The following is a 25,521-nucleotide window of genomic DNA, read 5'->3' on the forward strand; positions in this document are numbered from 1 at the left end:
GAACGAACGGCACGCATATTGCAACGCCGCGGACGGGCCTTGGCGCAGCCTTGCCAGGCCGGGTGAGGAGTGCTGCGTGATGCGAACGCCTCCGAAGGTGGAACTCCGTGCCGTCCACCACCGCTTCCTCCGTCCCGACGGAAGCGTCTTCACCGCGCTGGACGGCGTCGATCTCGCTGTGGCGCCCGGAACATTCGTCAGCCTGATCGGGCCGTCCGGCTGCGGGAAGAGCACGATCTTCAATGCGGTGGCGGGGCTGCTGACGCCGAGCGACGGAGTCGTCGTGATCGATGGCCAGGACGCGACAGGCACCATCGGCCGCGTCGGCTACATGCTGCAGAAGGACCTTTTGCTGCCCTGGCGCACGGTACTCGACAACATCATCCTTGGTCTCGAAATCCGTGGCGCCTCCGTCAGCGAGGCTCGCGCCTACGCGCTGCCTTACCTGCACCGCTACGGGCTGGGCGGCTTCGAGAATGCCTATCCTGCCTCTCTTTCGGGCGGCATGCGCCAGCGTGCGGCGCTTCTGCGCACCTTACTTTTCGACAGTGAGATCGTGCTGCTTGACGAGCCCTTCGGCGCGCTGGACGCGCAGACGCGCGGGCGCATGCAGGAGTGGCTGCTTCAAATCTGGCAGGACTTCAGGAAGACCGTGATTTTCGTCACCCACGATGTGGAGGAGGCGGTCTACCTCTCCGATGTGATCCACGTCATGGCGGCCCGACCCGGGCGTGTCGTGGCGACGCTGGAGGTGCCGCTTCGGCGCCCGCGACCACGCAGCCTGGCCCTCACGTCCGAATTCAGCGCCATCCGGGAGCGCTGTCTTGATCTGCTCGGGCATGGTGCAAGTGCCCACGCCGAGGAGGAGGCATGAGCGAGGTAGCGAGCGGCCGGGCTGGCGCGGCGCCCGGCGGGGCGCTTTCCAGTGTCGGCGCGCCGCCCAGGCCGAAGCTTTCGCCCTTCCGGGTGCGCCGCCTGCCGCGGGAGAGGATCTGGCCGGCCTGGCTGATCGTGCTCTTCCAGGTTGGGCTGCTCGTCGCGCTGGTGGGCGGTTGGGAGTATGCGGCCGCGACGGGAGCGCTGGACGCCTTCTTCTGGTCGCGCCCTTCTGCCGTTGCCGAGACGATGGTCGTCTTCTTCCGCGACGGCGATGCCTTGACCGATGCCTGGTACACGGCGCGCGCAACGCTGCTCGGCTTCATTCTTGGCACTGCCCTGGGCACCGCCTGGGGTCTCTCCTTCTGGTGGTCGCGCAACTACGCCGCGATCGTGCAGCCTTACATCATCTGCTTCGAATCAATTCCTAAACTGGCTCTTGCCCCGCTGGTCATCCTCGTCTTCGGCATCGGGCTCGCGTCGAAGGTCGCGCTTGGTATGGCACTGACGGTGATCGTCTCCGCCCTGACGACCTATTCCGGTGTGAAAGCGGTGGATGCCGATCATGAGCGGCTCATGTACTCGCTCGGTGCCTCACGCTGGCAGGTGTTCAGCAAGCTTGTCGTGCCGGCCTGTCTCCCCTGGGGCATTTCGGTGCTCCGGGTGAACATCGGGTTGGCCCTGACCGGCGCGGTGGTGGGAGAGTTTATCTCGTCCCAGCACGGGCTCGGGCGCGCCATCCTCTACGCAGGGCAGACCTACGAGATCGCCCTGGTGTGGTGCGCCGTGACCGTGCTCTCGGCCATGTCGGTTGTCATGTACCTCGCGGTCAGCTGGCTCGAGCGCCTGCTGCTGAAGCATGTTCGCCACTGAAGGAGAACCAGGCGATGCTCGACCTTCCCACCCGGCGCGGCCTGCTTGGCGCTGCCTCCGTCCTTGCGGCGCCGCGTCTTGCTCGGGCACAGGCGCGTGAGATCATCGTGGCCGAGCCGGGGCACCTCGTCGGCTATCTGCCGCTCTACCTCGCAAGCCACAAGGGCTACTTCGCGGAGGAGGGCCTCTCGCTCAAGGTGCTGACTGTGGAGGGAGGCGCCTCGCACACCAACGCCGTGCTCACGCGGCAGGCGTTTGCCTTCATCGGCGGCCCCGAGCACAACGCTTTCGCCAAGGCCCGCGGCGCGGAGTTGCGCGCCGTGTGCAACGTGGTGGACCGTGGCAACGTCTACTTCGTGGCACGCAAGGGCCTGGCCCCGCAAGGACGTGATTTCACGAGCTTCGTGCGCGGCAGGACGATCGCGACCGGCCTCTACGGCGGCACGCCAAACTCGATCACGCGCTATCTCCTCGGCGAATGGAAGCTTGACGCCCGGCGCGACGCGACGCTGAGCGAGTTGGCGACCGCGCCAATCATGGCCGCCGTTCGCGCGCGCGCTGCCGAGATCGCGGTCGTCAGCGAGCCAATGGTGACGCAGGGGCTGCGCGCGGGATTGTGGGACGAGCCCTGGCTGAACGTGCCCAAGGAACTCGGCCCTTACGCCTATTCCACGCTCAACATCCGCCAGGACAGCATCCAGTCTGAGCCGCGCGTGGTGGAGGGCTTCGTGCGTGCCGTCGCGCGCGGGCTGAAAGCGGCTTATGCCGATCCAGCGGAAGCCGCGACTTTCGCACGCCGCGAGTGGCCGACGGCACCGCTTGAGGACCTGAAGGCGACGCTGGACCGCACCTTTGCGGACGAGCTCTGGAGCCACGACGGCAGCATCAGCGAGGCTTCCTGGACCACCGGACACCGGGTGGTGCGCGCCGCCGACATCCTGAAGAGCGATGTTGCCTATGACGGCATCATCGACATGCAGTTCCAGCGGCAGGTCGCCGCGTCGCTCTGAGCGAGGAGGAAGAGGTTGAGCAGCACCAAAGAACCTGTTTGGAACCAGTTCCTGACCGAGCGGGACAAGCAGGTCTTCTCGGCCGCCGGCTACGGCGCACGGCAGGGCTTCGGGAAACGGCCAGCCCTCCTGATCATCGACGTGAACTACAATTTCTGTGGCGACAAACGGGAGCCGATCCTTGAATCAATCAAGCGTTGGCGGAATTCCTGCGGCGAGGAGGCATGGGACGGGGTGGCTGCGATTGCAAAGCTCGTCGAGGCCTGCCGTGCTAAGGGTCTGCCCATCATCTACACCACCGGAGACAAGCGCGCCGACAACTGGGACGCGGGTTCCTGGGCATGGAAGAACCGGCGCAACGGCGAGGCGCCCCGAGTGCCGGTGAGCAATCGCGACGGCAACGACGTCGTCGATGAGATCGCACCGGGCCCACAGGACATCGTCATCCGCAAGCTCAAGCCGTCGGGCTTCGAGGGAACGCCATTGACCTCTTTCCTGACGCTGCTCGGCGCTGACAGCGTGCTGGTGACGGGCACCACCACCTCCGGCTGCGTGCGGGCGACAGTGCTCGACGCCTTCTCCCTGAACTACCGGATCTCGGTGGTCGAGGAGGGATGCTTCGACCGCTCTCAGGCGAGCCACGCCATCAACCTTTGCGACATGCACGCGAAATACGCCGATGTAGTGCCGCTTGAGGAGACGCTTGGCTTTGTCAGTGGCCTGCCGGACGGGCTGTTTGAGCTGCCCTCGGGCGCTGGAATGCGGCCGATGGGCGTCGCTGCGGAGTAGGAAGGAAAGGGCGGCAGGGCGAGGCGATCCTCGCCCTGCCTGGGCGATCCTACCGCACTGCAGTCCCGGCCATAGCCGCGTTCCAGTAGGTGGGATCGCAGTACCGTGTCACCTCGGACAGGTTCTTCGGCGAGGCGGCATAGCGACTGCGCAGCGCAAGGACGTTCCGCAGGCCCTCGACACTAACCTGCGCGCCACGGAAGAAGCCCTCACGCGCGTCAAGCAGCTCGGTATAGCTCTACGAGGCAAGTTCCGACGACATACCTGGACGGTTCCGCCGCAGGATTGCAATCGCCTCCTTTCGGTTCGCCTCTTCGTAGAGCCAAGTGATGGATGCGGCATAGGCGCGGACCTAGCCGACCAGCTTTTCCGGGTTGACCGCCGCCCAGCTGCGACGCGCGGCGGCGACGTTTCCCTGGTATGGGCCAATTACCTGCATTGCCCAGGATAGCTGGCGGAAGCCGCGCGCCTTGGCGAGGATGGCGTAGGGGCATGACAGGATAGTGCCAATCTGCTCGCCTCGCTGCATGGCTTCCCAGCGTTGCGTCATACCTCCGACCGTCACGAGCGAGTAATCACCCTCGCGCAGCCCCTCGCGGCAAGCATCTTGCGCAGGACAAAGGCGTATCCGGTGGTGCGTGCGACACCGGAGAGATCATCCTGGTTCTTGGCACATTGGTTGCCTGATCTCAGCACCGCCGCGGCGCGAGATAGTTCGCCGAGCCCTGGCGGCGGAGGATCTGACCTTGCGCCGTTCCATCATTGCCGCCGCTGCTGGCACCCTGTTGCTGGCCACAGCGGCCGTCGCCCAGCTTGCCTTCGAGAAGCGCACGATCGACAACGGGAACTGGAACAGTGGCCGGTTCGCCGACGCGGTGACGGTTCGTACCCCGGCCCGCTTCATCTACCTGTCCGGGCAGGGATCCGAAGACGAGAAGACGGGCGCCATCCTCTTTCCTGGAGATGTCGCGGCGCAATGCCGATACGCCTGGGAGAAGGTCGGCCGCATGCTCGCGCAACAGGGCGCTTCGGTTTCCGACATCGTCAAGGCCACGACCTACGTGACCGACGCACGCTTCCAGCAAACCATCGGTGAGTGCCGCCGCAACGCGATGAATGGCGCCCCGGCCACCCCGCACACCTTTCTCGTGGTGCAGGCTCTGGCCTGGCCAGGCATGCTGATGGAAGTTGACGTGGTGGCGGCCGTCGCACCATAGGCCAGTCGGAGTTTGTGTGGGCCGGGTGGGCCGTCGGTGATGCGCGCGTGATGCTGCGGGGTGGACAGGCCGATCAGCCGGCGGCCCGGCCGGAGGGCTCGGAGTCAGCAAGGGCCGGATCCATCACGAGCACCACCTTCCCGATCTGTTCGTTCGCATCGAGGAGGGCGTGCGCCTCGGCTGCGCGCTCCATGGGCAGCGCGGCACAGATGCGGGTGTTGATCTGGCCGCTCTCCAGCAGCGGCCAGACCTGCTCTCTCAGTTCCCGCCCCAGGCGGCCCTTGTAGGCGGGCGGCCGCGGCCGGAGCGTGGAACCTGTCAGTGTCAGCCTGCGCCGCACGACCGCGCGCAGGTCGACGACTGCCTCGGTGCCGCGGTGGCTGGCGATGAGGACCAGACGGCCATCCGGCGCCAAGAGTTCCATATGGGGGCGGGTGTAGTCGCCGGCCTGAGCGTCGAGGATCACGTCCACCCCCGCCTCCGGCGCCACCTCCCGGACCAGGGCGGGCCAGTTCGGGTTGCGGTAATCGATCGCGGCGTCGGCGCCGGTCTCGAGGCAGATGCGGCGCTTCTCCGGCGTTCCGGCCGTCGCGATCACTCGTGCGCCGCGAAGCCGCTTCGCGATCTGGATCGCGGCCAAGCCGACGCCGCTGGTTCCGCCCTGCACGAGGAGCGTTTCGCCCTCGTTGAGGCGACCGAGCCAGATCACGTTGTTCCAGGCGGTGAAGAATACCTCGGGCAGGGAGGCCGCCTCGACGAAGCTCAGGCCACGCGGGATCGTAAGGCATTGCTCCACTGGCACCGCGCAGTATTCCGCATGGGCCGCGCCGGTGACGATGGCGCAGACGGCGTCGCCGACGCACGGCCAGGAGATGCCTGGTGCCGCGCGTTCGACGATGCCGGACAGATCCAGGCCGGGGATGTCGGAAGCACTCGGGGGTGGCGGGTAGAGGCCGCGGCGCTGCTGCACGTCGGGCCGGTTGAGCCCGGCCGCGACCACGCGCACGAGCACTTCGCCAGGGCCGGGCAGGGGAAGCGGCCGCTCGGCCAGCCCGAGCACCTCGATCCCGCCGGCGCCGCGGTATTCGATGACTTTCACAATGGCGGTCCTAGTCGAGCCGGATGTTCGCCTCTTCGACGATAGGGCGCCAGCGCGAGACCTCCTCTCGGATGGTGCGCGCGAAGTCTTCCGGCGTACCGCCGCGGACCGGGGCGCCGAGGCTGGCGAGGAGCCTACTTCCCTCCTGACCTTGGATATAGGCGTTGATGGAGGCGTTCAGGCGGTCGATGACCGGGCGCGGCATGCGGGCGGGCCCAACCAGCCCGAACCAAGCCTTGGGCGTGTAGCCCGGCAGCCCTTGTTCCGTCGTCGTACGCAGCCGCGGGGCGCTGGCGAGGCGCTCGGGCGAGGTGACGGCGATGCCGCGGAGCGCGCCGCTGTCGAACTGGGCGAGGTAGGTGGGCACGAAGTCGAAGGCGAGGTCCAGCGTGCCGGCCAGCAGATCATTGGTCAGCGGACCGGTGCCGCGATAGGGCACGTGGTTCAACCGGATACCCTGCTGGAACATCAGCTGCACGGCGGCCATGTGGCCCATGGTACCGTTGCCTGGCGTACCGAAGTTCAGCGCGTCGGGGTTGGCCTTCGCGTAGGCGATCAGCTCGGGCAGCGTGGAAAAGGGCTGCTTCGGCGTCGCCGCGATCACGAGCGGCGTGTCGGCGATGAGGCCGATCGGCGCGAGATCCTTCTCCGGGTCGTAAGGGATCTGTTTGTAAAGAAGCTTGTTCGTCGCACCCGGGCCACTGGTGGTCATCATCAGCGTGTAGCCGTCGGGCGCAGCGTTCACGAGGCTTTGGGCACCGATGTTCCCAGCCGCGCCGGCGCGGTTATCCACGACGAAGGCCTGGCCGAACTCACCTGTCAGGTGCTTGGAGAGAGCGCGGGCAACGACATCTGCGGAGCCGCCGGCCGAGAAAGGCACGATCACCGTGACGGCACGCGAGGGCCACGCAGGTTGTGCGGCGACGCGGCGCAGCGGCGCTGCGAGTGCCGCACCCGAAAGGGCGAGGAGCGCGCGGCGCCTCGTGAGCATGATCATCTTCCTTGTTCCGCCGACGCTGCTTCTACCTCTGCCTCTCAGGCCACCTTTGCCTTGGCGGCGGTCTCGTTCGCGCCGATACCGGCGAGCTGGGCGGCATTGGTCGAAACCATGCGGCGGACCTCCTCCGGCCCGTATCCGAGAGAGAGGAGCAGACGGATGATCCCGCGGAACCCCTCGACCGGCATAGGCACGTTCGTCTGCCCCATGTCGGAACCAAAGAAGGTGCGGTCCACGCCCGCCGCGTCGATCATGGCCTTGAGGAAGTCGCCCTCGTAGCACTTCAGGCGGTTAGGGATGAACATGCAGATCGAGTGCTCGAGCCACACGCCCATGGAGGCGAGTTCCTTCATGTCAGACAGGCTGGCGCCGACGGTGTAGCTCGGGTGGTTGCAGAGCAGGCGTGTTACGCCGCGCCGCTTCGCCTCATCGAAGAGCGGCCAGCACTCGCTGATGTGCAGGTGCCCGCAGGAGAGGACGGCATCGTGCTCCGCGATAAGGTCGAGCACCTGCTTCACGTTGTCCAGCAGGTCGCCGCGCTCGTCGACAGCGGAGAGCGCCACCTGCTTCAGCATCTTGCCCTTGGTCGGCAGGAGCGACTTGCGATGCCCCTCGCGGATGTGGTTCGCCGCCGAGACGGTGGGCATCCATACAACCTTTGCCCCGGTCTTCAGCGCGGGCTCCACCGCGAAGGGATTGATGCCGCCGACGGAGTTGTTCAGCACGATACTACCGATCGGCTCGGCAACGGTCGCTTTGCCTGCCTCCTTCAGCACATCCACGAAAGGCCCGGTGGGATAGTAGTGGTCCTTAAACAGCACGGCGCGCATGCCCGCCGCGGCTGCCTGGGCAAGCGCTTCCTCGTGGTTCAGCGCGCGCGCCATCACGGATGGCCCACTGTGGCAGTGCAGGTCGATGGCGCCCTGCATCAGCGCGTCCACCTCCGCGGCGTCGATCGCGTCGGGGGTGATTTTCTGTACGGTCATGGCTTGTGGTCCTCTTTCCTGCCTCAGGCCGTGGCAACCTGGGCCACGCCGAGCGCGCGAAGGTCGGAGAGGGCGCGCGTGGCAGCCTGCTTCATGAATCCCTGGTCGGAGGAGTAGACGAAGGCCGTGGCGCCGATCCCAGCCAGCCATTCCGCCTCCTTCATCCCGCCTACGAAGACGGCGATGGGCTTGCCCGCGCGGCGCGCAGCCTCCGCGATGCGATCCACGGCGTCGCGGATGGCCGGCGCATCGTTCGTGGGGGCGCCCATCGAGGCCGTCAGGTCACCGCGCCCGATAAAGAGCGCGTCGATCCCCTCCGTGGCTGCGATGGCGTCGATCTCGTCCAGCGCCTCGGCATCCTCGATCTGCGCGATAACCGTGGTGGTCGTGTCGGCGTGGTCGATCGCCTCCCACATCTTTCCGCCGCCATAGCCATGCGCACGCACGGAGCCGGACCAGCCTCGTCGCCCGCCGCGGTAGCGGCAGGCGGCGGCAGCCTGTCGTGCCATCGCGGCGCTCGCGACGTGCGGGACCAGCACGCCCGTCGCGCCGCAATCGAGCACGGAGAGGAGGTGGTGAGGCGCTGCGCTGGGCACCCGCACCAGTCCGGCCATGCCGGTGGCGCGGGCGGCGAAGAGGGCCGCGTCGGTCGCCTGGCGGTCGAAAGGCGAGTGCTCCTCGTCCACCACGACGAAGTCGAGCCCGACGCCGCCGAGGATCTCCGCCGCATGCAGCGTGGGGGTCTTGAGAAAGGTGCCAACCAGGCGCTCGCCCCGGAGAAGCCTTTCGCGGAAGCCAGCGCCTTGGCTGTCAGCCGATGAGGGTGGGGTCATTGGCGGGTTCCTGAACGATCCTGACCTAGCCTTGATGCCATCGCACTGTTCTGGTAAACGGGACACCAGGCCGTTGAACAGAACGTAGGGTTGCTCGTCCTTGGCTGTCAAGGCGGGGTAGAGGAGGGCTAATGCCCAGGATCGCAGGACCGGTGCGGGGGGAGGGGCTGCAGGCCGTGTCCATGGCCCTCGGCATTCTCGAGTTCCTGGCGCGGCAGCCAGGCGGGGTCGGAGTTACGGACCTCTCCCGGGCTATGCAGAGCTCCAAGAGCCGCGTGCACCGGCACCTCCGCACGCTGCTGGAGCAGGGCTATGTCACGCAGCCCGCGGGATCAGAGAAATACCTCATCGGAAGCCGCCTTGTGACGCTCGGGCGGATCGTCGCCGAGGCCTTCGATCTCGCGGCCATTGCTCGGGACGCGATGCGCGACCTGCGGGACGCGCTCGGGCAGTCAGTCGTGGTGAGCCGTGCCGCGGCCGAGGGCGCCCAGGTGCTCGCGACGCTGCCGAGCCGTGAGGCGATTGAGATCGTGGTGAAGCCCGGCTCTCAGCTCGCGCTCCACTGCACGGCGCAGGGAAAGATCACGCTCGCCTATTCCGAGCCGGAGCAACGAGAAAGGGTTCTTCTCTCACGGTTCGAGATCCGGACTGCCCACACCATCTCGAGCCCGACCGCACTTCGGGCGGAACTGGAGCGGGTACGGCGGCGCGGATGGGCCGTCTCGCCGGGCGAGAGCGTGCTGGGCGTGAATGCCCTTGCCGCGCCGATCTTTGATGGATCGGGCGCGCTGGCCGGAACGATCGCGATCGTTGGTTCCATCCAGTTCATCGAGGCGGAGCCTTCGCCGGGCCAGATTCGTGCCGTGGTCGAGGCGGGCCGACGTGTCTCGGCGCTGCTCGGCCTGCAGGCGCCCCCAGCCGCCGCGGATTGACATCGCCAATCCCGCGGAACAATTCTTGGTCTGATCCACGGAAAGATGTTCCGATGATCGGGACAGGATCCTTGGGAGGGACCCAGCATGTACGACCGTTCGGACCCGCGCGCCGATCTGGCGCCCAGCCAGGCCACGCGCCCTGCCCCCGCCCGTCTCGCCCCGGCGGAGTATGGGCTCTTCTACGAGGTGCCCCCGCAGGAAAGCGGTGCCGATGCGCGAAGCTGGTACACGCGCGGCCAGAACTTTCTCACGGCCTATACCGAGGCGGAGACAGGGGCCGTCCTGTCGCGCGCGGCGCAGCCGGACGAGTATGTGCTTCTCCTCCCCGACGCGGGCACCTCCGTGCAGGTGGAGGCCGGCGGCGAGCAGCGGGCGATCGCTGGCCACTCCATCGCTTTCATCCCGCCGGGGGAGAGCCGGATCACGGTTCAATCCGGGGGGCGAGTGGTGCGGTTGTTCACCACCCGCTCGGCGGATCTCGTCGCACTGTGCCCGAACGCAGCGTCTTACGCGGAGCCGCGCTCCAACATCCCACCGCTGGAGAACTGGCCGGTGCCGCCGGGCGGTTTCCGCATCCGCGCCTACAGCCTCGACGTGCCGAAGCAGGCAGGTCGCTTCGGGCGGATCTGGCGCTGCACGACCTTCATGGTGAACGTCCTCGAGCCGGCGCCGGGGCCGCGCGACATCTCGAAGCTGTCGCCTCACCACCACGACGACTTCGAGCAGGGCTCGCTGGTGCTGAACGGCTCCTACACGCACCACATCCGGTGGCCCTGGACGACGGACATGAACGCCTGGCGGGAGGATGAGCACCGCCTCTGCAAGGCGCCTTCTCTGACAGTGATCCCGCCGCCGGCCATCCACACCTCCCGCGCGGAGGAGGCGGGGCAGATGATCGACATCTTCAGCCCGCCGCGTCACGACTTCTCGGCCAAGCCCGGCTGGGTGCTGAACGAGGCGGATTACCCGGCACCCGCGCCGAGCTGAGGGCGCACCATCCGGCGGTGGGGCGCGCGTGGGTAATGCGCGTCTCCGCCCCTGTTGGATTGTCGGTGACGATGAAGCCGGTCCGGACCGGGATCAGGAGGAGACACAGGTGGACGGGTTGCGAGCGGGTGGGCAGGGTGAGTACCGGCTTGAAGGGCGCGTGGCCGTCGTCACCGGCGGCAGTAGCGGGATCGGGGCAGCTGCGGTGCGGCGCCTCGCGGCAGCCGGTGCGACGGTCGTCCTCGGCTTCAATGCCGGGGCAGACCGCGCAGAAGCGCTGCGTGCCGAGCTTCCCGGGGAGGGGCATCTTGCCCTACGCATCCCCATGGAAGACAGCAGCGCGATCGGTGCTGCCGCAGACGAGGTGGAGCGCCGATTTGGGCGCGCGGATATCCTCGTGAATTCCGCCGGCGTCACCCGTGCCGTGCCGCACGCCGATCTCGACGCGCTCGACGATGCGACCTTTGATCGTATCCTGATCACAAACGTGCGCGGCCCCTTCGCAACGATCCGCGCCTTCACCCCGCTTCTCCGGCGCGGGGGGGACGCGGTTGTTGTCAACATCTCGTCGCTGTCCGGCAGCACGGGCCTTGGCAGCAGCATTGCCTATTGCGCCTCCAAGGCGGCGCTGGACACGATGGGGCTCTCGCTCGCGCGCGTGCTCGGGCCGGAAATCCGGATCATCGGCGTCTCTCCCGCGGCGGTCGCGACCGACTTTGTGCCCGGCCGGACACGCGAAGGTGTGGAGAAGCAGGCTGCGACCACGCCGTTGAGGACGGTTGCGGAGCCGGATGACGTAGCCCTGGCAGTCATGGCAGCGGTGACCCATCTGCGCCTGACCACGGGCAGCAACATCGTCGTGGACAGCGGACGGCATCTCTGAGCCCAGCCCGTGACGCGGTAAGTTGCTGTCCGTCGCGCTCGTAAGTCCCGCAGGAGGCGACGCATGATCGACGGCTGATCATGCGTCACGCGCCGGCTCAGAAAGCCTTCAGTACCTGATGCGTGTGCTCGACGGCGGGCGGCGAAGCGAAACAGTCGCCTACCAGGCGGCGCCACTCCTGAAAGTCCGCCGAGCCGCGGAAGTCGACGGTATGGTTATCAACCGTCTCCCAGGTGACGATCAGGCGATAGCGCGAGGGAAACTCGACGGAGCGCTGCAGCTCCATGCCGCGGCATCCCTTGGCCCGTTGGAAGAGAGGGGCGGCCTTTGCCACTCCCTCCTGGAACGTGGCCTCGCTTCCAGGCTTCACTTCGATTTGTGCGATCTCGAGGAACATGCTCTCGTTCAATCCTTCTGCTCTGCGCGAACCGGGCAGGTCGCGCCCGTCGCAGCAAGGATATGCGTGGCGGCCGCACATGCGTAGGTCCAGGGGCCAGTCGATCCCTCGACGTTGATCAGGCAGTGCGGCAAGGGAACCGGCATCCGGGAGATCTAACTCGGCCTGCTGGCGCCCATATCTGGTCGGCCCCCGCTGGCGTGGCACCTCGTCCGAGTGGTTCGGCAGGGCTGATCGAGGCTTGCACTACACAGGACGCCGCGGCTGTTTGCTGCGGTGAAGCCAGCTGCGAATCAATCCAACGCAGGGCTCCGCCTTCCCGTTGCTAGACCGCCTCCACAGTGCGGGCTTGGATCGGCAGTGGCTGCCAGCCGGGCTCCGCATAACCGCGGCCGTAGTGGCGTTCCAGGCGGACCTGGACGAGGTTCCAGAGCGTCGTCAGGATGAGATAGTAGACGGCAGCGACGCAGTAGAGTTCGAGTACCTCGAACTTCTCTTGCATCAGCACCTGGCTGCGGCGCATGACCTCCTCCAATGAGATCACGGAAGCGAGAGAGGTGGCTTTCAGCAACCCGTTCAGCGAGTTGCCGAGCGGTGGGATGATCAGGCGCGCGACCTGCGGCATCAGCACGAGGCGCAGCGTGTGCCAGCGGGAGAGGCCAAGCGCCTTGGCGGCTTCGGCCTGGCCCTTGGGGATGCCATTGAAGCCTGCCCGTATGGTCTCGGACAGATAAGCGGCTTCGTTCAGGCTGAGTGCGAGCAGGGCGGAGGCCAGGACGCCCAACCTGATCCCGACCTGCGGGAGGCCGGTGTAGATCAGGACGAGCTGCACCAGTAGCGGCGTGCCGCGAAAGGCCCAGATATAGATGCCCGCGAAGCCGGAAAGTGCCGCGTTCTTGGACATGCGCATGAGGGCGAGCGCGGTGCCGAGAATCAGGCCAATGATCATGGTCACAACGGTCAGGCCGATCGTCACCACCACGCCTTCCAGCAGGTAGGCGTTCGTCAGGTATGACAGGAAGGCCCGGACGTCGAACATCGGTCTGATCCTTCTTGGCTGGGCGGGAGCGCCTAGTTCGGGCCGTTGCCGCGGATGGCGAAGCTGCTGTTCGTGAGGCGTGTCATACCGAACTTTTCGAAGAGGCGGTCATAGGTGCCATCGGCCTTCAGCTCGTTGAGCGCTGCTGCGAAAGCCCCGGCCAGGGCCTTGTCGCGGAACGCGTAGGTGATGTCGGTACCAAACAACGAACGCACATGAATCTTCGCGATGCCACGGCTGACCATCTCATTGGCCGTTTCGTCGATGTTGATGGCGGCTTCGAGCTGGCCGGCGCGAAGGGCGGCGACCGTCTCGCTGGCTGTGGAGAAGGTGCGGAAGTTCACCGGTCGGAGGCCGCGCGCGACCATGTCGGCGTTCGCCTCGCGTGACTTGCGCTCGTTATACGTGCCGGTCTCCACGCCGACGGTGCGGCCCGAAAGGTCATCGAACTTGGTGATCTGCAGGCTGCTGTTTGGAAGCGTGTAGATGCTGATGGCCTGCTGGGCATAGGGCACGAGGTAGAACATCGTGGACCGCTCCTCGGTCCAGAACATGCCGGTGTTGATGGTGTCGAAGCGTGCAGCGCGCAGGCCAGGGATCATCGGCGGGAAATCCATGCGCAGAAACACCGGCTCAACGCAGATCTTCGCCGCGGCGGCGCGGGCCAGTTCCACGTTCAGGCCCTGCAGCTCGCCGCGGCTGTCCACGAACTGCTGTGGCGGAAGGGTGGGATTGATAGACATGGTCCACTTGCCCGCCTCGATGAGGCTGCTGGCCGGTACGCGCGGTGTGCAGGTCTGCGCCATGGCGGCTCCGCCGAGGAGGGCGGAGCCGGCGAGGCCGAGGAGGAGACGTCGCATTTGCATCACACGGTTCCCATTGCGTTGGTTGCCCGACCGGCAGGCTGGACTCAGGCGGTCACCTCAGGAGAAGCAGGATGATTGCCACGCGTGGCAATAACTGTGCCTACGTATCCTCGCCCCGGCGGGCCAGGATAAGCGAGGCGTGCTCCGCCTCGATCACAACCTCGCCGCGCGCGTTCAACAGCTCGAGGAATTCCGTGACCACGCCGCGGCCGGGATTACGGCTGGGCCGCTTCGCCGTGAAGCGCATGCGCAGGTGCAACTCGTCCCCCGCGAAGACGGGCGCACGGAAGCGCACCTTGTCCCAGCCGAGAGAAGCAATGGATGTGCTCTCGTAGAGCCGCAGCTCGGTCTTGAGGCCCTCCATTAGCGAAAGGCCAAAGAGGCCATGCGCGATGACGGCCGGGAAGCCACGGCTGCGGCAATAGGCCTCGTCCGTGTGCAATGGGTGATGGTCCCGCGTGAGCGCCGCGAAAGCGGCGATTTCTTCGGCGGTTACGATGTGCGTGCCGGTTCGCCAACCCTTGCCGACGGTGATGTCGTCAAGGAATAGGCTGGTGGCGGCGGGGACGGTCATCGGGCGGGCCTTGGGCGCGCGGCCTGCATCAGGAATTCATCGCGGAGCGCCATGGGGCCGGCACGGAACAGGCGAGCGTCCATGGGCTTGAGCGCGGGGCTGACGAGGGGGCGGAAGCCTAGTTGATCGAGCACGTCCTCCTGTAGGCGCACACCAGGGGCCATCTCTGCCAGCACCACGCCCTCTGCCTCCAACTGGAAAACCGCACGCTCGGTCACGAAGGTGACTTGCTGGCCCTTCTGGCGAGCGAGATGTCCGCTGAAGCTGATCTGCTCGACGGAGGGGACGAATTTGCGCATCCGCCCCTCGCGCCGGATCTCGATGCCGCCTTCCGCGAGGCCGATATCAAGGCCGCTGCCGGTGAGAGTGCCGCTGAAGACGAGGCGGTGCGTGTTCTGTGTGATATCGATGAAGCCGCCAGAACCGGCGAAGCGGTTGCCAAACTTCGTTACGTTGACGTTGCCCTCGGCGTCCACCTCCGCGAAGGAGAGGAAGGCGGCCGAGAGGCCTCCGCCGTCGTAGAAGTCGAACTGGTAGCCCTGATCGATGATGGCGCGCGGGTTGACGGCTGTGCCGAACTCGCGGGCATGGCCAGGCACGCCGCCGATCACCCCGGCCTCGACGGTGAGAGTGATAAGGTCCTCGATCCCCTCCTCCGCCGCCACGTTCGGGATCATGGCGGAGACGCCGACGCCGAGATTGACCACGTCGCCGGGCCGCAGCTCCAGCGCGGCGCGGCGAGCCATGACGCGCCGCTCGCTCATCGGGTCGGGCATGATGGAGGAGGTTGGAACACGAGTTTCGCCACTGCGGCTCGGGTCGTAGGCCGTGCCGAAGGTCTGCATCTGCTCTGGTTCGACCACGAGATGGTCGATGAGGAAACCGGGGATCTTGACCAGGTGCGGGTTGAGGCTGCCGCGCCGCGCCAGGCGCTTGACCTGGCAGATGACGATCCCGCCCGCATTGTGCACGGCCTGGGCGATCGACAAGTCCTCCCGCGTCGTCGCCTCGTGCTCCATCGTGACGTAGCCGTCCTCGTCGGCCGTCGTGCCGCGGATGAGGGCGACGCGCGGCGTGCCGGGGACGCGGTAGAAGAGCCAGTCGCGGTCCATCAACCGGACATGATCGACCAGCGGATCGGTGGTACGCGCGTTCATCCGGCCGCCGCTCTCGGCGGTGCCCTGACGGGGGTCCATGTAGGTCCCGAGGCCGACATGGGTGAGGATACCCGGCTGCCCCGAGGCCATGGCGCGGCAAAGGCCGGTCATGACGCCCTGGGGAAAGTTGTAGGCCTCGATGTGGTTGCCGTCGATCAGCGCCATGAAGGGCACTTGCAACCCGTAGTGGCCACCGATCACGCGGCGCACGAGGCCACGGTGGCCGAGATGGCACATGCCGTGCTCATGTACCGCGCCGATGCCCGTTACGTGGAACAGGGTCAGGTCATGCGGGCCCTGGCCTGCGAGGAAGCGGCGCTCCACCGCCTCGATCAGCGCTTCGGGCGTACCGGTGCCGCCATTGCCCCCGACGATGACGAAATCACCGTCACGGACGAGCGCGGCCGCCTCGTCGGCAGTGAGCTGGCGCGGGCCGGTCGCGCCCATCACACCATCTCCTTCTCGACCTGGCGCGCGATGATGAGGCGCTGGATCTGATTCGTGCCCTCGTAGATCTGCGCGAGCCGCACGTCGCGGAAGAGGCGCTCCACGCGGTATTCGCGGGAATAGCCGTTGCCGCCGTGGATCTGCAGGGCGTTGGAAACGTGCTTCATCGCCATGTCGGTCGTAAAGAGCTTGGCTTGCGCGGCTTCCTTCGCGATGGGCATACCGGCGTCGTAGAGGTGGGCAGCGTGGTCAATGAGGAGGCGCGCCGCCGCGATGTCGGTGGACATGTCGGCGATCATGAACTGGACGGCCTGATGGTTGATGATGGGACCGCCGAACTGCTTGCGCGTCCTCGCATAGGCCACGGCGTCCTCGAACGCGGCCTGGGCCATGCCCAGCGCCATGGCGGACATCATGAGGCGGCTGAAGTTGAAGTTGCCCATGGCCAGCTTGAAGGCGCCGTTCTCGGGGCCGACCACGGCATCGGGCAGCGCGCGCACGCCGTCGAGCGTAATCATGCAGTCCTCGAGACCGTGCATGCCGAGCAGCTCCTCGGTCTTGCCGCGGACGATGCCAGGTGCGTGCCCGTCGAGCAGGAAGCAGGAGATGGCCTTGTGACCGCCCTCCGTCCCGCTGCGGGCGAAGACCATCAGCGCGTCCACGATGCCGCCGAAGGTGACCCAGGCCTTGGTCCCGTCGAGAACCCAGCCATCGGCATCGCGCCGCGCGGTGGTGCGCAGCCCTGCGACATCGGAGCCGTGGTCCGGCTCCGTCACGGCGGTGGCCGGAATGATGTCGCCGGCGAGGATCCCAGGGATCAGCGATCGATGGCGCTCGTTGCCATGGTGATCGAGAAAGAGGGCGGCCTCCACCGGAATGGCGAAGGCATTGCCCACAGCGCCAGAGCAGCGCGCGATCTCCTCCATCACGATGCAGGCGCCGGCGGCTCCCATCCCGGTGCCGCCTGCCTCCTCGCGTAGCGCGACGCCGAAGAGGCCGAGTTCGGCCATGCTCTTGTAGAGGTCGCGGTCGAAACGATCCTCGCGGTCGATAGCGGCGGCGCGCGGCAGGATCTCGCGCTCGGCGAAACGGCGCGCCGTCTCGCGGAGGGCGGTCTGGTCCTCGGTCAGGAAGCGGTGCATCGGCGCCTCAGGAGGGTTCGGCGTCTGAGGAGAGAAAGCCGGCATGGGCTACCTCGTCCTTCGCGCGATCGAAGAAATAGACGGCCAGCGCCTTGGCAGTGGTGCCGTAGAGGGTGGCCAGCGGCGCGGTAAGGGCGGCGGCCGCTTCGCGCCGCGCCGGTATGCTGCGGCGATAGGCGTGTACCTTGACGAAGATGCGCTGCTCCCCGGTTGCCGGGCCCATCATGCCGGCATGCGCGTAGGCACTCGGGGCGATGTCAAGGAAGTAGAGCGTCACCGTCTCAGGCCCGACGGAGAAGGAGCGGCAGATGCCGTCGGTGACGGCAGTTGCCACCTGCTGGCGGCGCTCGACCGGGAGGGGAGGGGCGAGGATTTCGATGTAAGGCATCAGGAAACCACCGGGCGACAGGACTGGCGCCGGATCAGCCGTGCGCCGATGCGGTACTCGTGGGCGGTCGCGGCTGGCGGCGCCGCATGGGAACGAAGGCGCAGGAGGAGGCGGTCGGCGGCGAGCTCGGCCATGGCATGGGCGCCGCTGTCCACCACGCTTAGGGCGGGGCGCTGCCACTCGAAGCCCGGCATGTCCTCGTAGCAAAGGAGCGAAATGTCGTCGGGAACAAGGAGCTCCCGTTCCGCCAGCCCGCGAAGGACACCGAGCGAGGATTCATGGTTGGCAACGAACAGGGCGGTGGGCCGGTCCTCTCGATCCAGGAGTTGCCGGCAACCGGCGAGGCCCGTCTCCGGCTCATAGCGGCCGGCATGGACGAGCGTGGGGTTGAAGCGGATGCCCGCTTCCTCCAACGCCCGGCGGTAGCCCGAGAGCCGCTCGCGGCCAGAGGTGGTCTCCTGCCGGCCGACGATCAGGCCGATGCGCCGGTGGCCGAGTTCCAAGAGGTACCGCGTGCCGGCGAAGGCGCCTTCCGGATCGGCCGCGAGAACGGTTTCCATCTCCACCGCCTCGTGGCGCCGGACGACACAGGTGACGGGCGTGCCGCCACGGTCGAGCGCGGCAAGCTGCTCGCCGTTGTGGCCGGTGGGGCAGATGATGAGGCCGTCCACGCGCTGGTCCGCGAGCGTTGCGATCGTTTCCGCCTCCTGGTCCGGGTTGTCGGCGGTGATGCAGAGGATGACCTGGTAGCCCTCGGCCCGGAGCCGCTGCTGCACCACCTCCGCCAGCACGCGGAAGGAGGCGTTGGCGAGGTTGTGGACCACCAGCCCGACGAGGCGCGTAGATCGCGTCTTAAGCCCGCGGGCGAGCGTATTCGGACGGTAGCCGAGCTCCGCGGCAATCCGCTGAAGGCGTGTTTCGGTGCTCTTGCTGGTCAGCCCGCCCGCCAGGGCGCGCGACGCCGTGCTGACCGAAACCTTGCCGGCCCGCGCGACGTCACGAAGCGTCACTGAATTCTGCATCGCCGCGGACTATGCTTCGCAAACGTTTGCGGGCGCAAGCCTCGCTTTTGAGCATAAATGACCCAAGGCCCGGTTTGACTGCGGCTGAATGACGCGATCTAATGCACTGGCAAACGTTTGCGGCAATCCGGAAGGATCTCCCCTTGAACCTGACGGGCATCGGCGGCATCTGGCCGGCCTCGCTGACCCCCTTCGACCGCGACGGCACCATCGACGACGCGGCTCTCCGGGCGCATCTGCGATACCTCGCTGCCACACCGGGCGTGCATGCGTTGGTGGTGAATGGCCATGCCGGCGAGACGGGCTCGTTGAACCGTGCAGAGCGGCAGAGCGTGATCCGGATCGCGCGGGCAGTGGCTGGCAGCGCGACAGGGGTGGTGGCGGGCATCGTCTCGGAAGATCCACGCGCGGCCTGCGACCTGGCGCGCGATGCGGCGGATGCCGGGGCTGACGCCCTGCTGCTCTTCCCGCCGCTTCTCTTCTCCGGTGGAGCGGAGGCGCGCCCGGACATGGTGCTGCGGTTCTTCGAGGCCGTGTCCGAGGCGGCGCCGCTGCCGATCGTGCTGTTCCAGCTCTCCCGCCCTGCCGGCCTTGGCTACTCGCCGGAGTTGCTGGCGCGGCTGTTGCGCGAGGTACCCTCCATCATCGCGGTGAAGGAGGGGAGCGATGTCGTTGCCTCCTATGAGGACAACCTGCAGGTGCTCTCGGCCTGCGGGCGCCGCGTGAGCATGCTGACGAGCAACAACACCTGGCTGCTGGCCTCCCTAGCCCTCGGCGCGGACGGGATCCTCTCCGGCATCGGCAGTGTGGCGCCGGGCTTGCTGGCGGAGATGCATGGGGCGATGACGCGAGGGGATCTCGTGGCCGCACGGCGCGCGAACGACCGACTGCGGCCGCTGGTGCGCGTGTTCTACAGGCGCCCCGCGCTCGACATGCACAACCGGATGAAGACGGCGCTGCACCTAATGGAATTGCTGCCCAACCCGGCGCCACGCGCGCCGCTGCTGCCTATTGAGGCGGGAGAGCGGGAGGAGATCCGCGGGGCGCTGATCGCCGCCGGCCTTATTCCCACGACGAACATGGCGGCCTGAGTACGATGACGATGAAGAGCTTCCGCGGCACCTACACGGTGATGATCACGCCCTTTACTGAAGACGGCGAACTGGACCTGCCGGGGCTGCGCCGGTTCGTGGACTGGCAGATCGGGCAGGGCATCCACGGGCTGATCCCCCTGGGTTCCACCGGTGAGTTCCTCTCGCTTTCGGACGAGGAGCACGTGGCGGTGGCCGAAACGGTGATCCGTCAAGCCGCCGGCCGCGTGCCGGTGCTGGTGGGCACAGGCGCCGAGGACACGCGGGAAGCCGTGCGCCTCAGCCGCCGCGCGGAGAGCCTCGGGGCGGATGGGGTGATGATCATCCCGCCGTTCTATTCGACACCGACCGAGGACGAACTCTACCACCACTACAAGACGATCGGCGACGCGATCGGCGTTCCGATCATGGTCTACAACAACCCGGCGACTGCGAATGTGGACCTGACGCCGCCGGTCGTCGCGCGGCTCTCCACCATCGGGAACTGCCGCTACATCAAGGAGTCGACGCTCGAAGTGACGCGGGTGCGCGATATCATTCGCCTCTGCGGCGAGCGGATGACGGTGTTTGGCGGAATCCTCGGCTTCGAGTCCTTTGTCGAGGGCGCGCAGGGTTGGGTGGCGGTGGCCTCGAACCTTGCGCCGGGACCGCTGTCGAGGCTTTTCGAGCTGGTGGCCGACGAGCAAAGGATCAGCGAGGCGCGCAAGCTCTACCTGGAATACCTGCCGCTGATCGAGTTCGTTGGCGGGCAGTATTACGTGGCGGGTACGAAGGCGCTCCTGCGGCACATGGGCCTCCCGGTCGGTGCGCCACGCCCGCCACGCCTGCCGCTTCCTGCCCAGCGCGATGCCGTGGCGCGGGATATCGTGCAGGCGCTTGGCTTGACCCTTCGGCCAGGGGCCTGACGGGCCGGCATGGATTTAGAACTTTTACTGTGAGGGCGGTTCAGCCCGCTTGCTCGTTCAGGCGGGTGACGAGGGCGACGGCGCCATCGACCAGGAGGTTGATGTCGTTGGTCGCGACGACAAGGCTCGCGCCAAGGTCGAACCCGAGCACGCCGAGTAGCGGCTCGGGCACGCCGATCACCGCGAAGCGAAGGCCGTTCGCTCGCGCCGCCGCGGCGATGCGGGCGAAGGCCTCCAGGACCACGGGGTGTTCAAGCTGGCCCGGCAGGCCGAGGTCGGCGGCAAGATCGTTCGTGCCGATCATCAGCGCATCAAGGCCCGGGGTTGCGGCGATGGCCTCCACTGCTTCCAAGCCTGCCCGGCTTTCGATCATCGGGATGACCACGGTCACGGCCTCGCTTTCCGCCATGAACTGCGGCGCGGGCGGCATGCGGTAGCCGAACTGCGGCAGCGGCGCGGGCAGGGAGCGGCTTCCCAACGGCCCGAATCGGAGAAGGCGGACGACGCGGGCCGCTTCCTCCGGCGTGTCCACATGAGGGACGACCACCCCCACCGCCCCGACATCCAGCGCACGGGCGAGATCGGGATGATGGGGGCCGCCGACGCGGATGAGGGCCGGAAAGCCGGCGGTCCGGGCGGCGACGGCGAGGTTTCCGGCCTCGCCAAGGGTGGTGGGCGTGTGCTCGAGGTCGATCAGCAGCCAGTCGAAGCCGGCACTGCGCGCGACCAGCACGATCTCGGGCGTGCGGATGACGCAGGCGGCGAGGCCCAGAAGGGTCTCTCCGCCCGCCAGGCGCTGACGGAAAGATTCGTTCACCGCGTTTCTCCCGGCCGCCCGCTACTCGAGGAAGGTGAAGTCCATGGTGCGGGCATGGTAGTGAAGCCCCCCATCCTGCACGATAAGGAAGCGCGCCTGCACCGGCCCGGCATTATGATGGGAATGCGGGTCGCCCGGCGGCGTGACGAGGGTGGCGCCGGCCTGCCACGGCACCGGCTCGCCCGCAATCATGGAATGGCAGGCTTCGCCTTGCAGCACGAGGGTGATGGCGGCGGAGTTGTGCCAGTGAGCCCTTTGCTCGCCATGCGGTGGAAGGGTGTTCAGCGACAGTGTGAGCAGGGGGGTGATGTTCCGCGCCTCCTCCAGCCCCTCCGACGAGAAGATGACGGCCATGCCGGAGGTCGCGTCCTTCCGCGTCGTGGTGCCGAGGATGGCGAGCTGCCGCTCGATCTCGGTAGCGGGATAATGGACCGGGAGGGGAGTACCCGGGGTGGGCCGGGCGCCTTCGAGTGCCAGAAGGGGCTCGTCCGTCACGACCCAGAGGAGCGTGTCCTCCAGGGCCTGGAAGCGAACGGGCTGGCCGCCGGGCAGGAGGAAGATGTCGCCGGCGCTCCAGGTGAAATCCGTCGTGTCCCCGCGACCGCGCAGAGCGTGAACGATGACGCCCGTCGCGGCCAGTTCGACCGTCAGCGCCTCCCCGGCGCGGATGCGGGCGTAGCGGGCCAGCATGAGCGGTGTGGTGGCGGGGAAGGAGCAGCCGAGCGCGGCAGACTGGTCGCAGGCGTAGAGGCCAGTCGAAGCCTCGGGGGCGCTCGCCGAGGCCAGCACCTCCGGGAAGCCGGAGGGCCGGACGGGCGGCAGCTTGATGTTGAACGCGTTGCCGGAGTTGAAGAAGCGCGCCCGGGCGGCGGCGGCGCTTCGCGGCGCCTCCGGCAACTGCACGGGAAGGTCGGCCATGTCGGTCATGACGCGGGCTCCAGGACAAGGCCGGCCGCCACCTCCGCCAGCACCGCGGCGCCGGCGGCGACATGGGCGGGCTCGGCCCATTCGTGCTCCGCGTGGCTCACGCCGTCACGGCAGGGGATGAAGATCATGGCGGCGGGACAGAGCGGCGCCATGTGCCGGGCGTCGTGTCCGGCGGCCGAGAGGATGGGCATGGCGGCTTCGCCCAGCCCCTTGGCCGCACTTGCGATGCGGGCGCGCAGATCTTTGTCAAACCCGTTCGAGGGGGCATCAACGAGGCGCTTTACGTCAACCGTGCAGGGCGGCGCGTAGAAGCCGGCAAGCACCTCCAGCCGCTCGCCGGCAGCGTCCAGCACGACGTTGTCCGGGTGTCGCAGGTCAATCCGGAAGATCAGGCTTGCGGGCACGACGGAGGGGGCGTTGGGCTCCATCCGCACCATGCCGATGGTGAACTTGATAACGGGGTCGATGGTGCCGACCTCGCGGAACATGGCGTCTGCCATCCGGGCGAAACCGGCCAGCGCGTCGCGGCGATCAGCCATGTCGAGCGTGCCGGCATGCCCCTCCTCGCCACGCACCGCCATCTCCCAGGTCTTCTTGCCCTGGATGCCCGTAACGATCCCGATGGGAGTGCCATGCTGCTCGAGAAGCGGGCCCTGCTCGATATGCGGCTCCAGGTACCACGCGATCGGGAAGCCGAGCGGGCGGCGAGGCATCTCTGGGAAGGCGGCGTGCAGGGCGGAGAGCGCCTCGGCCACGCTGGTGCCTTCCGCGTCCCGGGTAGCGAGGATTTCGGCGAGCGGGCGGACGCCTGCGAAAGCCTCGGAGCCCATCATGCCCGGCGCGAAGCGGCTGCCCTCCTCGTTCATCCAGGCAACGACCGTGACATCCCGCGCGGGCGTGCTGCCCAAGGACTGCGCGGCTTCCAGGGCGGCGAGGACGCCGAAGGCACCGTCGAACTTCCCGCCCGTCGGTTGGGTATCGATATGGCTGCCCATCAGCAACGGCGGCAGGGTGCGGTCGCGGCCGGGCAGGGTGAGGAACAGGTTGCCCGCCGGATCGGTGGACGGCTCCATGCCGACTTCGGCGCCCCAGCCGATGAGCAGGCGCCAGGCCTTGATCTCGCCGGGGGAGAGGGCCTGGCGGTTCACGCCGCCACAAGGCAGGGCTCCGATCTCGGCCAGCGCCATGAGGCGGCCCCAGAGGCGGTCCGCCTTCGTGCGGGGGGTCACGTCGTCTTCATCACCTGGCCCGGAAGCGCGCGGGGGTCGCGCAGCTTCCAGGCGCCGTGCTCCGCCTGGGCGAAGAACTCGGCCAGCAGGGCGTTGAAGGCGGCGGGCTCCTCGAGGTTCAGCGTGTGGCCGGTCTTGGGGAAGATCGACAAGCCGCAGGCGGGAAGGGTCCGCTTGAGGTAGAGGCCCGGCTGGAGGCAGTGATCGTCCTCGTCCCCGACGACGACGAGGCTCGGGACGGTCATCCTCTTGAGTTCCTCCTCCAGGTCCCAGAAGGAAGGGCGGCGCGCCTGGACACCGCGCATGGTCATGGCGGCACCGAGGCTGTCATGCGTGCCAAGGCGCTCCACGAATTCCTGCCAACCCAGGGGATCCTTGTTCTGGAACTGCACGCGGGACGCGCCGGAGCCGTAAATGGGGGCGAAGGCCACTGAGCCGAGTTGCTCGAACTTGTCCGCCACTTCGCGGGAAACGCCGCGGAAATACTCCTCGAACTCCTTCTCGCACCCGTAGCCCGCACCCGCGATGGTCAGCGAGAGGGCGCGCCCGGGAGTGCGGAGGCCGAAATGAAGGGCGCAGAAGCCGCCCATGGAGAGGCCGACGACATGAGCCTTGTCGATCCCGAGGGCGTCGAGCACCGCCACCGCGTCGTCGGCCGCGATGGTCTGGCCGTAGCTTTCCAGGTCCCTCGGCACGTCGGAGGGCGGGTAGCCACGGGCGGCATAGGTGATGCAGCGGTAGCGGCGGGAGAAGAAGCGGAGCTGCGGCTCCCAGCTCTCATGGTTGCCGCCGAACTCGTGGATGAAGAGGATGGGTGTGCCCTCGCCCACCTCCTCCACGTGCAGAGCGATGCCGTCCTTTGTCGTGATGCGCGGCATGATTGTCCCCTCAGAATTGCGGCGCGACGTCGTTGAGCGTGCGCGCCTCGGCCGCGATGGCGGGAAAGGCATCGCGCAGGCGCTCGGCCCATTCGGTCGGGACCGAGGTGCTGATTTTGATGAAGCGGTCGCCGAAGCGCTCCGTGTGGTAGGTGCCCTGGCGGATCATGATGCCGCGCCGGCGGGCGGCCTCCACCAGCGCCTCCGGGCGCAAGCCGGCCGCGCCGGTCTCCAGCACGAGGAAATTGCCGTGACTGGGCCAGACGGGGCAGGTGAGACCGATGGCGGCGGCGGCATCCCGGATCAGCGCCTTGTTGGCGCCGTCGATCCGGCGGGCCTCCGCCATCCATTCCTGCTTCACGGAGAGGCCGGCGAGGGCGGCGCGCTGGGCGATGACGCTGGCGCCCAGAACGCTGGTCGCCTGGGCCGCGAACTCGCCGAAGAGAGCGCGGGGTGTGACGAGCGCGCCGATGCGCATACCGGCGAGGCCGAGCCACTTGGAGAAGGAAAGGGAAACCACCGCGTGCTCCGGCGCCTCGAGCAGCGCGGGGTGATGGCCCTCCGCGAAGTCGCGGTAGGTGCAGTCATGCACCAGCAAGGCGCCGCAATCCCGGGCGATGCGGGCGAAGGCGGCGATCTCCTCGGCGGTGTAGCGGATGCCGAGCGGGTTGTTCGGATCGACGAGGTAGATGACGGCCGTGCGGTCGTCCACGGCGGCGGCCAGGGCCGCAGGCGTCAGCTTGTAGTTCACGGCGGGATCGTAGATCGGGATCTCCACCACCTCCGCGCCTGCCTGGCGTGCGAACATCAGCGGCCACTTCCAGCTTGGATCGGTGGTCACGAAGCGCGTGCCGGGCTTGCAGCGCGCGCGGCAGACGAGGGCGAGGGCGTTCACCCCGCCCTCCGTCACCAGCGCCTCCGCCCCCTCGACGCCGAGATCCGCGACGATGGCGGCGCGCAGTGCTTCGAAGCCGAGCGGCGGGGCATAGGCGTTGAACTCGCCGCGCTCGACCGCCTCGATCATCGCGGCGCGCACGGCGGGATGGGCGGGGATGTGGTTCGTGTTCTGGCCCATCCAGGCCAGGTCCGGGGTGGCGGTCAGCTCGTCGAAATAGCGATTGCGGAGCAGCGCCCGCTCGGTGACGTCGGGTGGCATG

Annotated in this window: 28 protein-coding genes; 10 read left to right on the top strand and 18 right to left on the bottom strand. The window is 67.6% G+C overall.

Translation table 11 applies throughout. The features are described from left to right. The first annotated feature begins 79 nt into the window (after positions 1-79). The 4 genes from BO39_RS01960 to BO39_RS01975 are packed head-to-tail and all read left to right on the top strand — an operon-like array spanning position 80 to position 3,548. Positions 80-874, top strand: coding sequence for an ABC transporter ATP-binding protein (locus BO39_RS01960; RefSeq protein WP_043829382.1), 795 nt, complete (start codon positions 80-82; stop codon positions 872-874). Next, positions 871-1,749 carry an ABC transporter permease gene (locus BO39_RS01965; RefSeq protein ID WP_052401313.1) on the top strand — a complete coding sequence of 293 codons (879 nt, stop codon included), beginning with the start codon at positions 871-873 and terminating at the stop codon, positions 1,747-1,749. The genes BO39_RS01960 and BO39_RS01965 overlap by 4 nt, the downstream gene beginning before the upstream one ends. 14 nt (positions 1,750-1,763) lie before the next feature. Continuing rightward, a complete protein-coding gene (locus BO39_RS01970; RefSeq protein ID WP_052401314.1) occupies positions 1,764-2,759 on the top strand; it encodes an ABC transporter substrate-binding protein in 996 nt (331 codons plus the stop codon). A 15-nt stretch (positions 2,760-2,774) separates the two neighbouring features. Beyond that, positions 2,775-3,548, top strand: coding sequence for an isochorismatase family protein (locus BO39_RS01975; RefSeq protein WP_043829383.1), 774 nt, complete (start codon positions 2,775-2,777; stop codon positions 3,546-3,548). 352 nt (positions 3,549-3,900) lie between these two features. Here the strand turns inward: BO39_RS01975 and BO39_RS32385 are convergent, their stop codons facing one another. After that, complete coding sequence (locus BO39_RS32385) at positions 3,901-4,098, bottom strand: hypothetical protein (protein WP_156963377.1); 198 nt, start codon at positions 4,096-4,098, stop codon at positions 3,901-3,903. Positions 4,099-4,294: 196 nt separating this feature from the next. Between BO39_RS32385 and BO39_RS01980 the strand changes: the two genes are divergently transcribed. Then, positions 4,295-4,765: a RidA family protein gene (locus tag BO39_RS01980; RefSeq protein WP_052401315.1), complete on the top strand. Its 471-nt coding sequence runs from the start codon at positions 4,295-4,297 to the stop codon at positions 4,763-4,765. Between the two features lie 73 nt (positions 4,766-4,838). On the opposite strand, the gene BO39_RS01985 is transcribed toward BO39_RS01980, so the two are convergent. From BO39_RS01985 to BO39_RS02000, 4 genes are read right to left on the bottom strand one after another with little or no spacing between them, the layout of a single operon-like run. Further along, the gene (locus tag BO39_RS01985) at positions 4,839-5,864 is read right to left on the bottom strand and encodes an NAD(P)H-quinone oxidoreductase (RefSeq protein WP_043829384.1); all 1,026 of its coding nucleotides are present in this window, start codon (positions 5,862-5,864) and stop codon (positions 4,839-4,841) included. A gap of 10 nt (positions 5,865-5,874) precedes the next feature. After that, positions 5,875-6,855, bottom strand: a complete 981-nt coding sequence (locus tag BO39_RS01990; protein WP_169742714.1) for a Bug family tripartite tricarboxylate transporter substrate binding protein — start codon at positions 6,853-6,855, stop codon at positions 5,875-5,877. 44 nt (positions 6,856-6,899) lie between these two features. Next, on the bottom strand, positions 6,900-7,847 hold the full coding sequence (locus BO39_RS01995) for a DUF6282 family protein (RefSeq protein ID WP_052401316.1): 948 nt from the start codon (positions 7,845-7,847) through the stop codon (positions 6,900-6,902). Between the two features lie 23 nt (positions 7,848-7,870). Beyond that, a complete protein-coding gene (locus BO39_RS02000) occupies positions 7,871-8,680 on the bottom strand; it encodes an HpcH/HpaI aldolase family protein (protein ID WP_043829386.1) in 810 nt (269 codons plus the stop codon). 131 nt (positions 8,681-8,811) lie between these two features. On the opposite strand from BO39_RS02000, the gene BO39_RS02005 reads away from it, so the two are divergent. The 3 genes from BO39_RS02005 (at position 8,812) to BO39_RS02015 (ending at position 11,485) form a co-directional block, all read left to right on the top strand. Continuing rightward, positions 8,812-9,612 carry an IclR family transcriptional regulator gene (locus BO39_RS02005; protein ID WP_043829387.1) on the top strand — a complete coding sequence of 267 codons (801 nt, stop codon included), beginning with the start codon at positions 8,812-8,814 and terminating at the stop codon, positions 9,610-9,612. A gap of 87 nt (positions 9,613-9,699) precedes the next feature. Further along, positions 9,700-10,602, top strand: a complete 903-nt coding sequence (locus BO39_RS02010) for a cupin domain-containing protein (protein WP_043829388.1) — start codon at positions 9,700-9,702, stop codon at positions 10,600-10,602. A 109-nt stretch (positions 10,603-10,711) separates the two neighbouring features. Beyond that, positions 10,712-11,485 (top strand): SDR family NAD(P)-dependent oxidoreductase, encoded by a 774-nt coding sequence (locus BO39_RS02015; protein WP_211257349.1) that lies wholly within the window; start codon positions 10,712-10,714, stop codon positions 11,483-11,485. 97 nt (positions 11,486-11,582) lie between these two features. Here BO39_RS02015 and BO39_RS02020 read toward each other — a convergent pair whose 3' ends face one another. The 8 genes from BO39_RS02020 to BO39_RS02055 form a co-directional block, all read right to left on the bottom strand. Further along, positions 11,583-11,882 (bottom strand): antibiotic biosynthesis monooxygenase family protein, encoded by a 300-nt coding sequence (locus BO39_RS02020; RefSeq protein ID WP_043829389.1) that lies wholly within the window; start codon positions 11,880-11,882, stop codon positions 11,583-11,585. Between the two features lie 325 nt (positions 11,883-12,207). Beyond that, positions 12,208-12,921 (bottom strand): amino acid ABC transporter permease, encoded by a 714-nt coding sequence (locus BO39_RS02025; protein ID WP_052401317.1) that lies wholly within the window; start codon positions 12,919-12,921, stop codon positions 12,208-12,210. 32 nt (positions 12,922-12,953) lie between these two features. Continuing rightward, positions 12,954-13,787: a transporter substrate-binding domain-containing protein gene (locus BO39_RS02030; RefSeq protein WP_043829390.1), complete on the bottom strand. Its 834-nt coding sequence runs from the start codon at positions 13,785-13,787 to the stop codon at positions 12,954-12,956. Between the two features lie 100 nt (positions 13,788-13,887). Beyond that, positions 13,888-14,361 (bottom strand): MaoC family dehydratase, encoded by a 474-nt coding sequence (locus tag BO39_RS02035; RefSeq protein ID WP_043829391.1) that lies wholly within the window; start codon positions 14,359-14,361, stop codon positions 13,888-13,890. Beyond that, positions 14,358-15,965 carry an acyl CoA:acetate/3-ketoacid CoA transferase gene (locus BO39_RS02040; protein WP_043829392.1) on the bottom strand — a complete coding sequence of 536 codons (1,608 nt, stop codon included), beginning with the start codon at positions 15,963-15,965 and terminating at the stop codon, positions 14,358-14,360. The genes BO39_RS02035 and BO39_RS02040 overlap by 4 nt, the downstream gene beginning before the upstream one ends. Continuing rightward, a complete protein-coding gene (locus tag BO39_RS02045; protein ID WP_043829393.1) occupies positions 15,965-17,107 on the bottom strand; it encodes an acyl-CoA dehydrogenase family protein in 1,143 nt (380 codons plus the stop codon). Before BO39_RS02045 ends, BO39_RS02040 begins: the two co-directional genes overlap by 1 nt. A gap of 7 nt (positions 17,108-17,114) precedes the next feature. Further along, positions 17,115-17,495, bottom strand: coding sequence for a tautomerase family protein (locus BO39_RS02050; RefSeq protein ID WP_043829394.1), 381 nt, complete (start codon positions 17,493-17,495; stop codon positions 17,115-17,117). Further along, positions 17,495-18,517 (bottom strand): LacI family DNA-binding transcriptional regulator, encoded by a 1,023-nt coding sequence (locus tag BO39_RS02055; protein WP_043829395.1) that lies wholly within the window; start codon positions 18,515-18,517, stop codon positions 17,495-17,497. Before BO39_RS02055 ends, BO39_RS02050 begins: the two co-directional genes overlap by 1 nt. Positions 18,518-18,660: 143 nt before the next feature. On the opposite strand from BO39_RS02055, the gene BO39_RS02060 reads away from it, so the two are divergent. Beyond that, the gene (locus tag BO39_RS02060) at positions 18,661-19,608 is read left to right on the top strand and encodes a dihydrodipicolinate synthase family protein (protein WP_043829396.1); all 948 of its coding nucleotides are present in this window, start codon (positions 18,661-18,663) and stop codon (positions 19,606-19,608) included. 5 nt (positions 19,609-19,613) lie between these two features. Further along, positions 19,614-20,513 (top strand): dihydrodipicolinate synthase family protein, encoded by a 900-nt coding sequence (locus BO39_RS02065; protein ID WP_043829397.1) that lies wholly within the window; start codon positions 19,614-19,616, stop codon positions 20,511-20,513. A gap of 40 nt (positions 20,514-20,553) precedes the next feature. On the opposite strand, the gene BO39_RS02070 is transcribed toward BO39_RS02065, so the two are convergent. From BO39_RS02070 to BO39_RS02085, 5 genes are read right to left on the bottom strand one after another with little or no spacing between them, the layout of a single operon-like run. Continuing rightward, positions 20,554-21,330, bottom strand: coding sequence for an HpcH/HpaI aldolase family protein (locus BO39_RS02070; RefSeq protein WP_211257350.1), 777 nt, complete (start codon positions 21,328-21,330; stop codon positions 20,554-20,556). A gap of 21 nt (positions 21,331-21,351) precedes the next feature. Further along, positions 21,352-22,257, bottom strand: a complete 906-nt coding sequence (locus BO39_RS29560; RefSeq protein ID WP_052401318.1) for a cupin domain-containing protein — start codon at positions 22,255-22,257, stop codon at positions 21,352-21,354. Next, complete coding sequence (locus BO39_RS02075) at positions 22,254-23,486, bottom strand: Zn-dependent hydrolase (protein WP_043829399.1); 1,233 nt, start codon at positions 23,484-23,486, stop codon at positions 22,254-22,256. Before BO39_RS02075 ends, BO39_RS29560 begins: the two co-directional genes overlap by 4 nt. Continuing rightward, positions 23,483-24,364: an alpha/beta fold hydrolase gene (locus BO39_RS02080; RefSeq protein WP_043829401.1), complete on the bottom strand. Its 882-nt coding sequence runs from the start codon at positions 24,362-24,364 to the stop codon at positions 23,483-23,485. Before BO39_RS02080 ends, BO39_RS02075 begins: the two co-directional genes overlap by 4 nt. A 10-nt stretch (positions 24,365-24,374) precedes the next feature. After that, the gene (locus BO39_RS02085) at positions 24,375-25,520 is read right to left on the bottom strand and encodes a pyridoxal phosphate-dependent aminotransferase (protein ID WP_043829403.1); all 1,146 of its coding nucleotides are present in this window, start codon (positions 25,518-25,520) and stop codon (positions 24,375-24,377) included. Between the last annotated feature and the right edge of the window lies 1 nt (position 25,521).

It is taken from the genome of Roseomonas aerilata DSM 19363, assembly GCF_000711725.1.
GTDB classification, from domain to species: Bacteria; Pseudomonadota; Alphaproteobacteria; order Acetobacterales; family Acetobacteraceae; genus Roseomonas; species Roseomonas aerilata.

Bases quoted from the DNA above. Each gene is read 5' to 3' on its own strand.
- BO39_RS02025 (WP_052401317.1), bottom strand. From the start codon at position 12,921: ATGTTCGACGTCCGGGCCTTCCTGTCATACCTGACGAACGCCTACCTG.
- BO39_RS01965 (WP_052401313.1), top strand. From the start codon at position 871: ATGAGCGAGGTAGCGAGCGGCCGGGCTGGCGCGGCGCCCGGCGGGGCG.
- BO39_RS02035 (WP_043829391.1), bottom strand. From the start codon at position 14,361: ATGACCGTCCCCGCCGCCACCAGCCTATTCCTTGACGACATCACCGTC.
- BO39_RS02065 (WP_043829397.1), top strand. From the start codon at position 19,614: ATGACGATGAAGAGCTTCCGCGGCACCTACACGGTGATGATCACGCCC.
- BO39_RS02010 (WP_043829388.1), top strand. From the start codon at position 9,700: ATGTACGACCGTTCGGACCCGCGCGCCGATCTGGCGCCCAGCCAGGCC.
- BO39_RS02080 (WP_043829401.1), bottom strand. From the start codon at position 24,364: ATGCCGCGCATCACGACAAAGGACGGCATCGCTCTGCACGTGGAGGAG.
- BO39_RS02085 (WP_043829403.1), bottom strand. From the start codon at position 25,520: ATGCCACCCGACGTCACCGAGCGGGCGCTGCTCCGCAATCGCTATTTC.
- BO39_RS01995 (WP_052401316.1), bottom strand. From the start codon at position 7,847: ATGACCGTACAGAAAATCACCCCCGACGCGATCGACGCCGCGGAGGTG.
- BO39_RS01960 (WP_043829382.1), top strand. From the start codon at position 80: ATGCGAACGCCTCCGAAGGTGGAACTCCGTGCCGTCCACCACCGCTTC.
- BO39_RS02020 (WP_043829389.1), bottom strand. From the start codon at position 11,882: ATGTTCCTCGAGATCGCACAAATCGAAGTGAAGCCTGGAAGCGAGGCC.
- BO39_RS02000 (WP_043829386.1), bottom strand. From the start codon at position 8,680: ATGACCCCACCCTCATCGGCTGACAGCCAAGGCGCTGGCTTCCGCGAA.
- BO39_RS02045 (WP_043829393.1), bottom strand. From the start codon at position 17,107: ATGCACCGCTTCCTGACCGAGGACCAGACCGCCCTCCGCGAGACGGCG.
- BO39_RS32385 (WP_156963377.1), bottom strand. From the start codon at position 4,098: ATGACGCAACGCTGGGAAGCCATGCAGCGAGGCGAGCAGATTGGCACT.
- BO39_RS29560 (WP_052401318.1), bottom strand. From the start codon at position 22,257: ATGACCGACATGGCCGACCTTCCCGTGCAGTTGCCGGAGGCGCCGCGA.
- BO39_RS02030 (WP_043829390.1), bottom strand. From the start codon at position 13,787: ATGCAAATGCGACGTCTCCTCCTCGGCCTCGCCGGCTCCGCCCTCCTC.
- BO39_RS01990 (WP_169742714.1), bottom strand. From the start codon at position 6,855: ATGCTCACGAGGCGCCGCGCGCTCCTCGCCCTTTCGGGTGCGGCACTC.
- BO39_RS02040 (WP_043829392.1), bottom strand. From the start codon at position 15,965: ATGGGCGCGACCGGCCCGCGCCAGCTCACTGCCGACGAGGCGGCCGCG.
- BO39_RS02005 (WP_043829387.1), top strand. From the start codon at position 8,812: ATGCCCAGGATCGCAGGACCGGTGCGGGGGGAGGGGCTGCAGGCCGTG.
- BO39_RS01970 (WP_052401314.1), top strand. From the start codon at position 1,764: ATGCTCGACCTTCCCACCCGGCGCGGCCTGCTTGGCGCTGCCTCCGTC.
- BO39_RS02050 (WP_043829394.1), bottom strand. From the start codon at position 17,495: ATGCCTTACATCGAAATCCTCGCCCCTCCCCTCCCGGTCGAGCGCCGC.
- BO39_RS02055 (WP_043829395.1), bottom strand. From the start codon at position 18,517: ATGCAGAATTCAGTGACGCTTCGTGACGTCGCGCGGGCCGGCAAGGTT.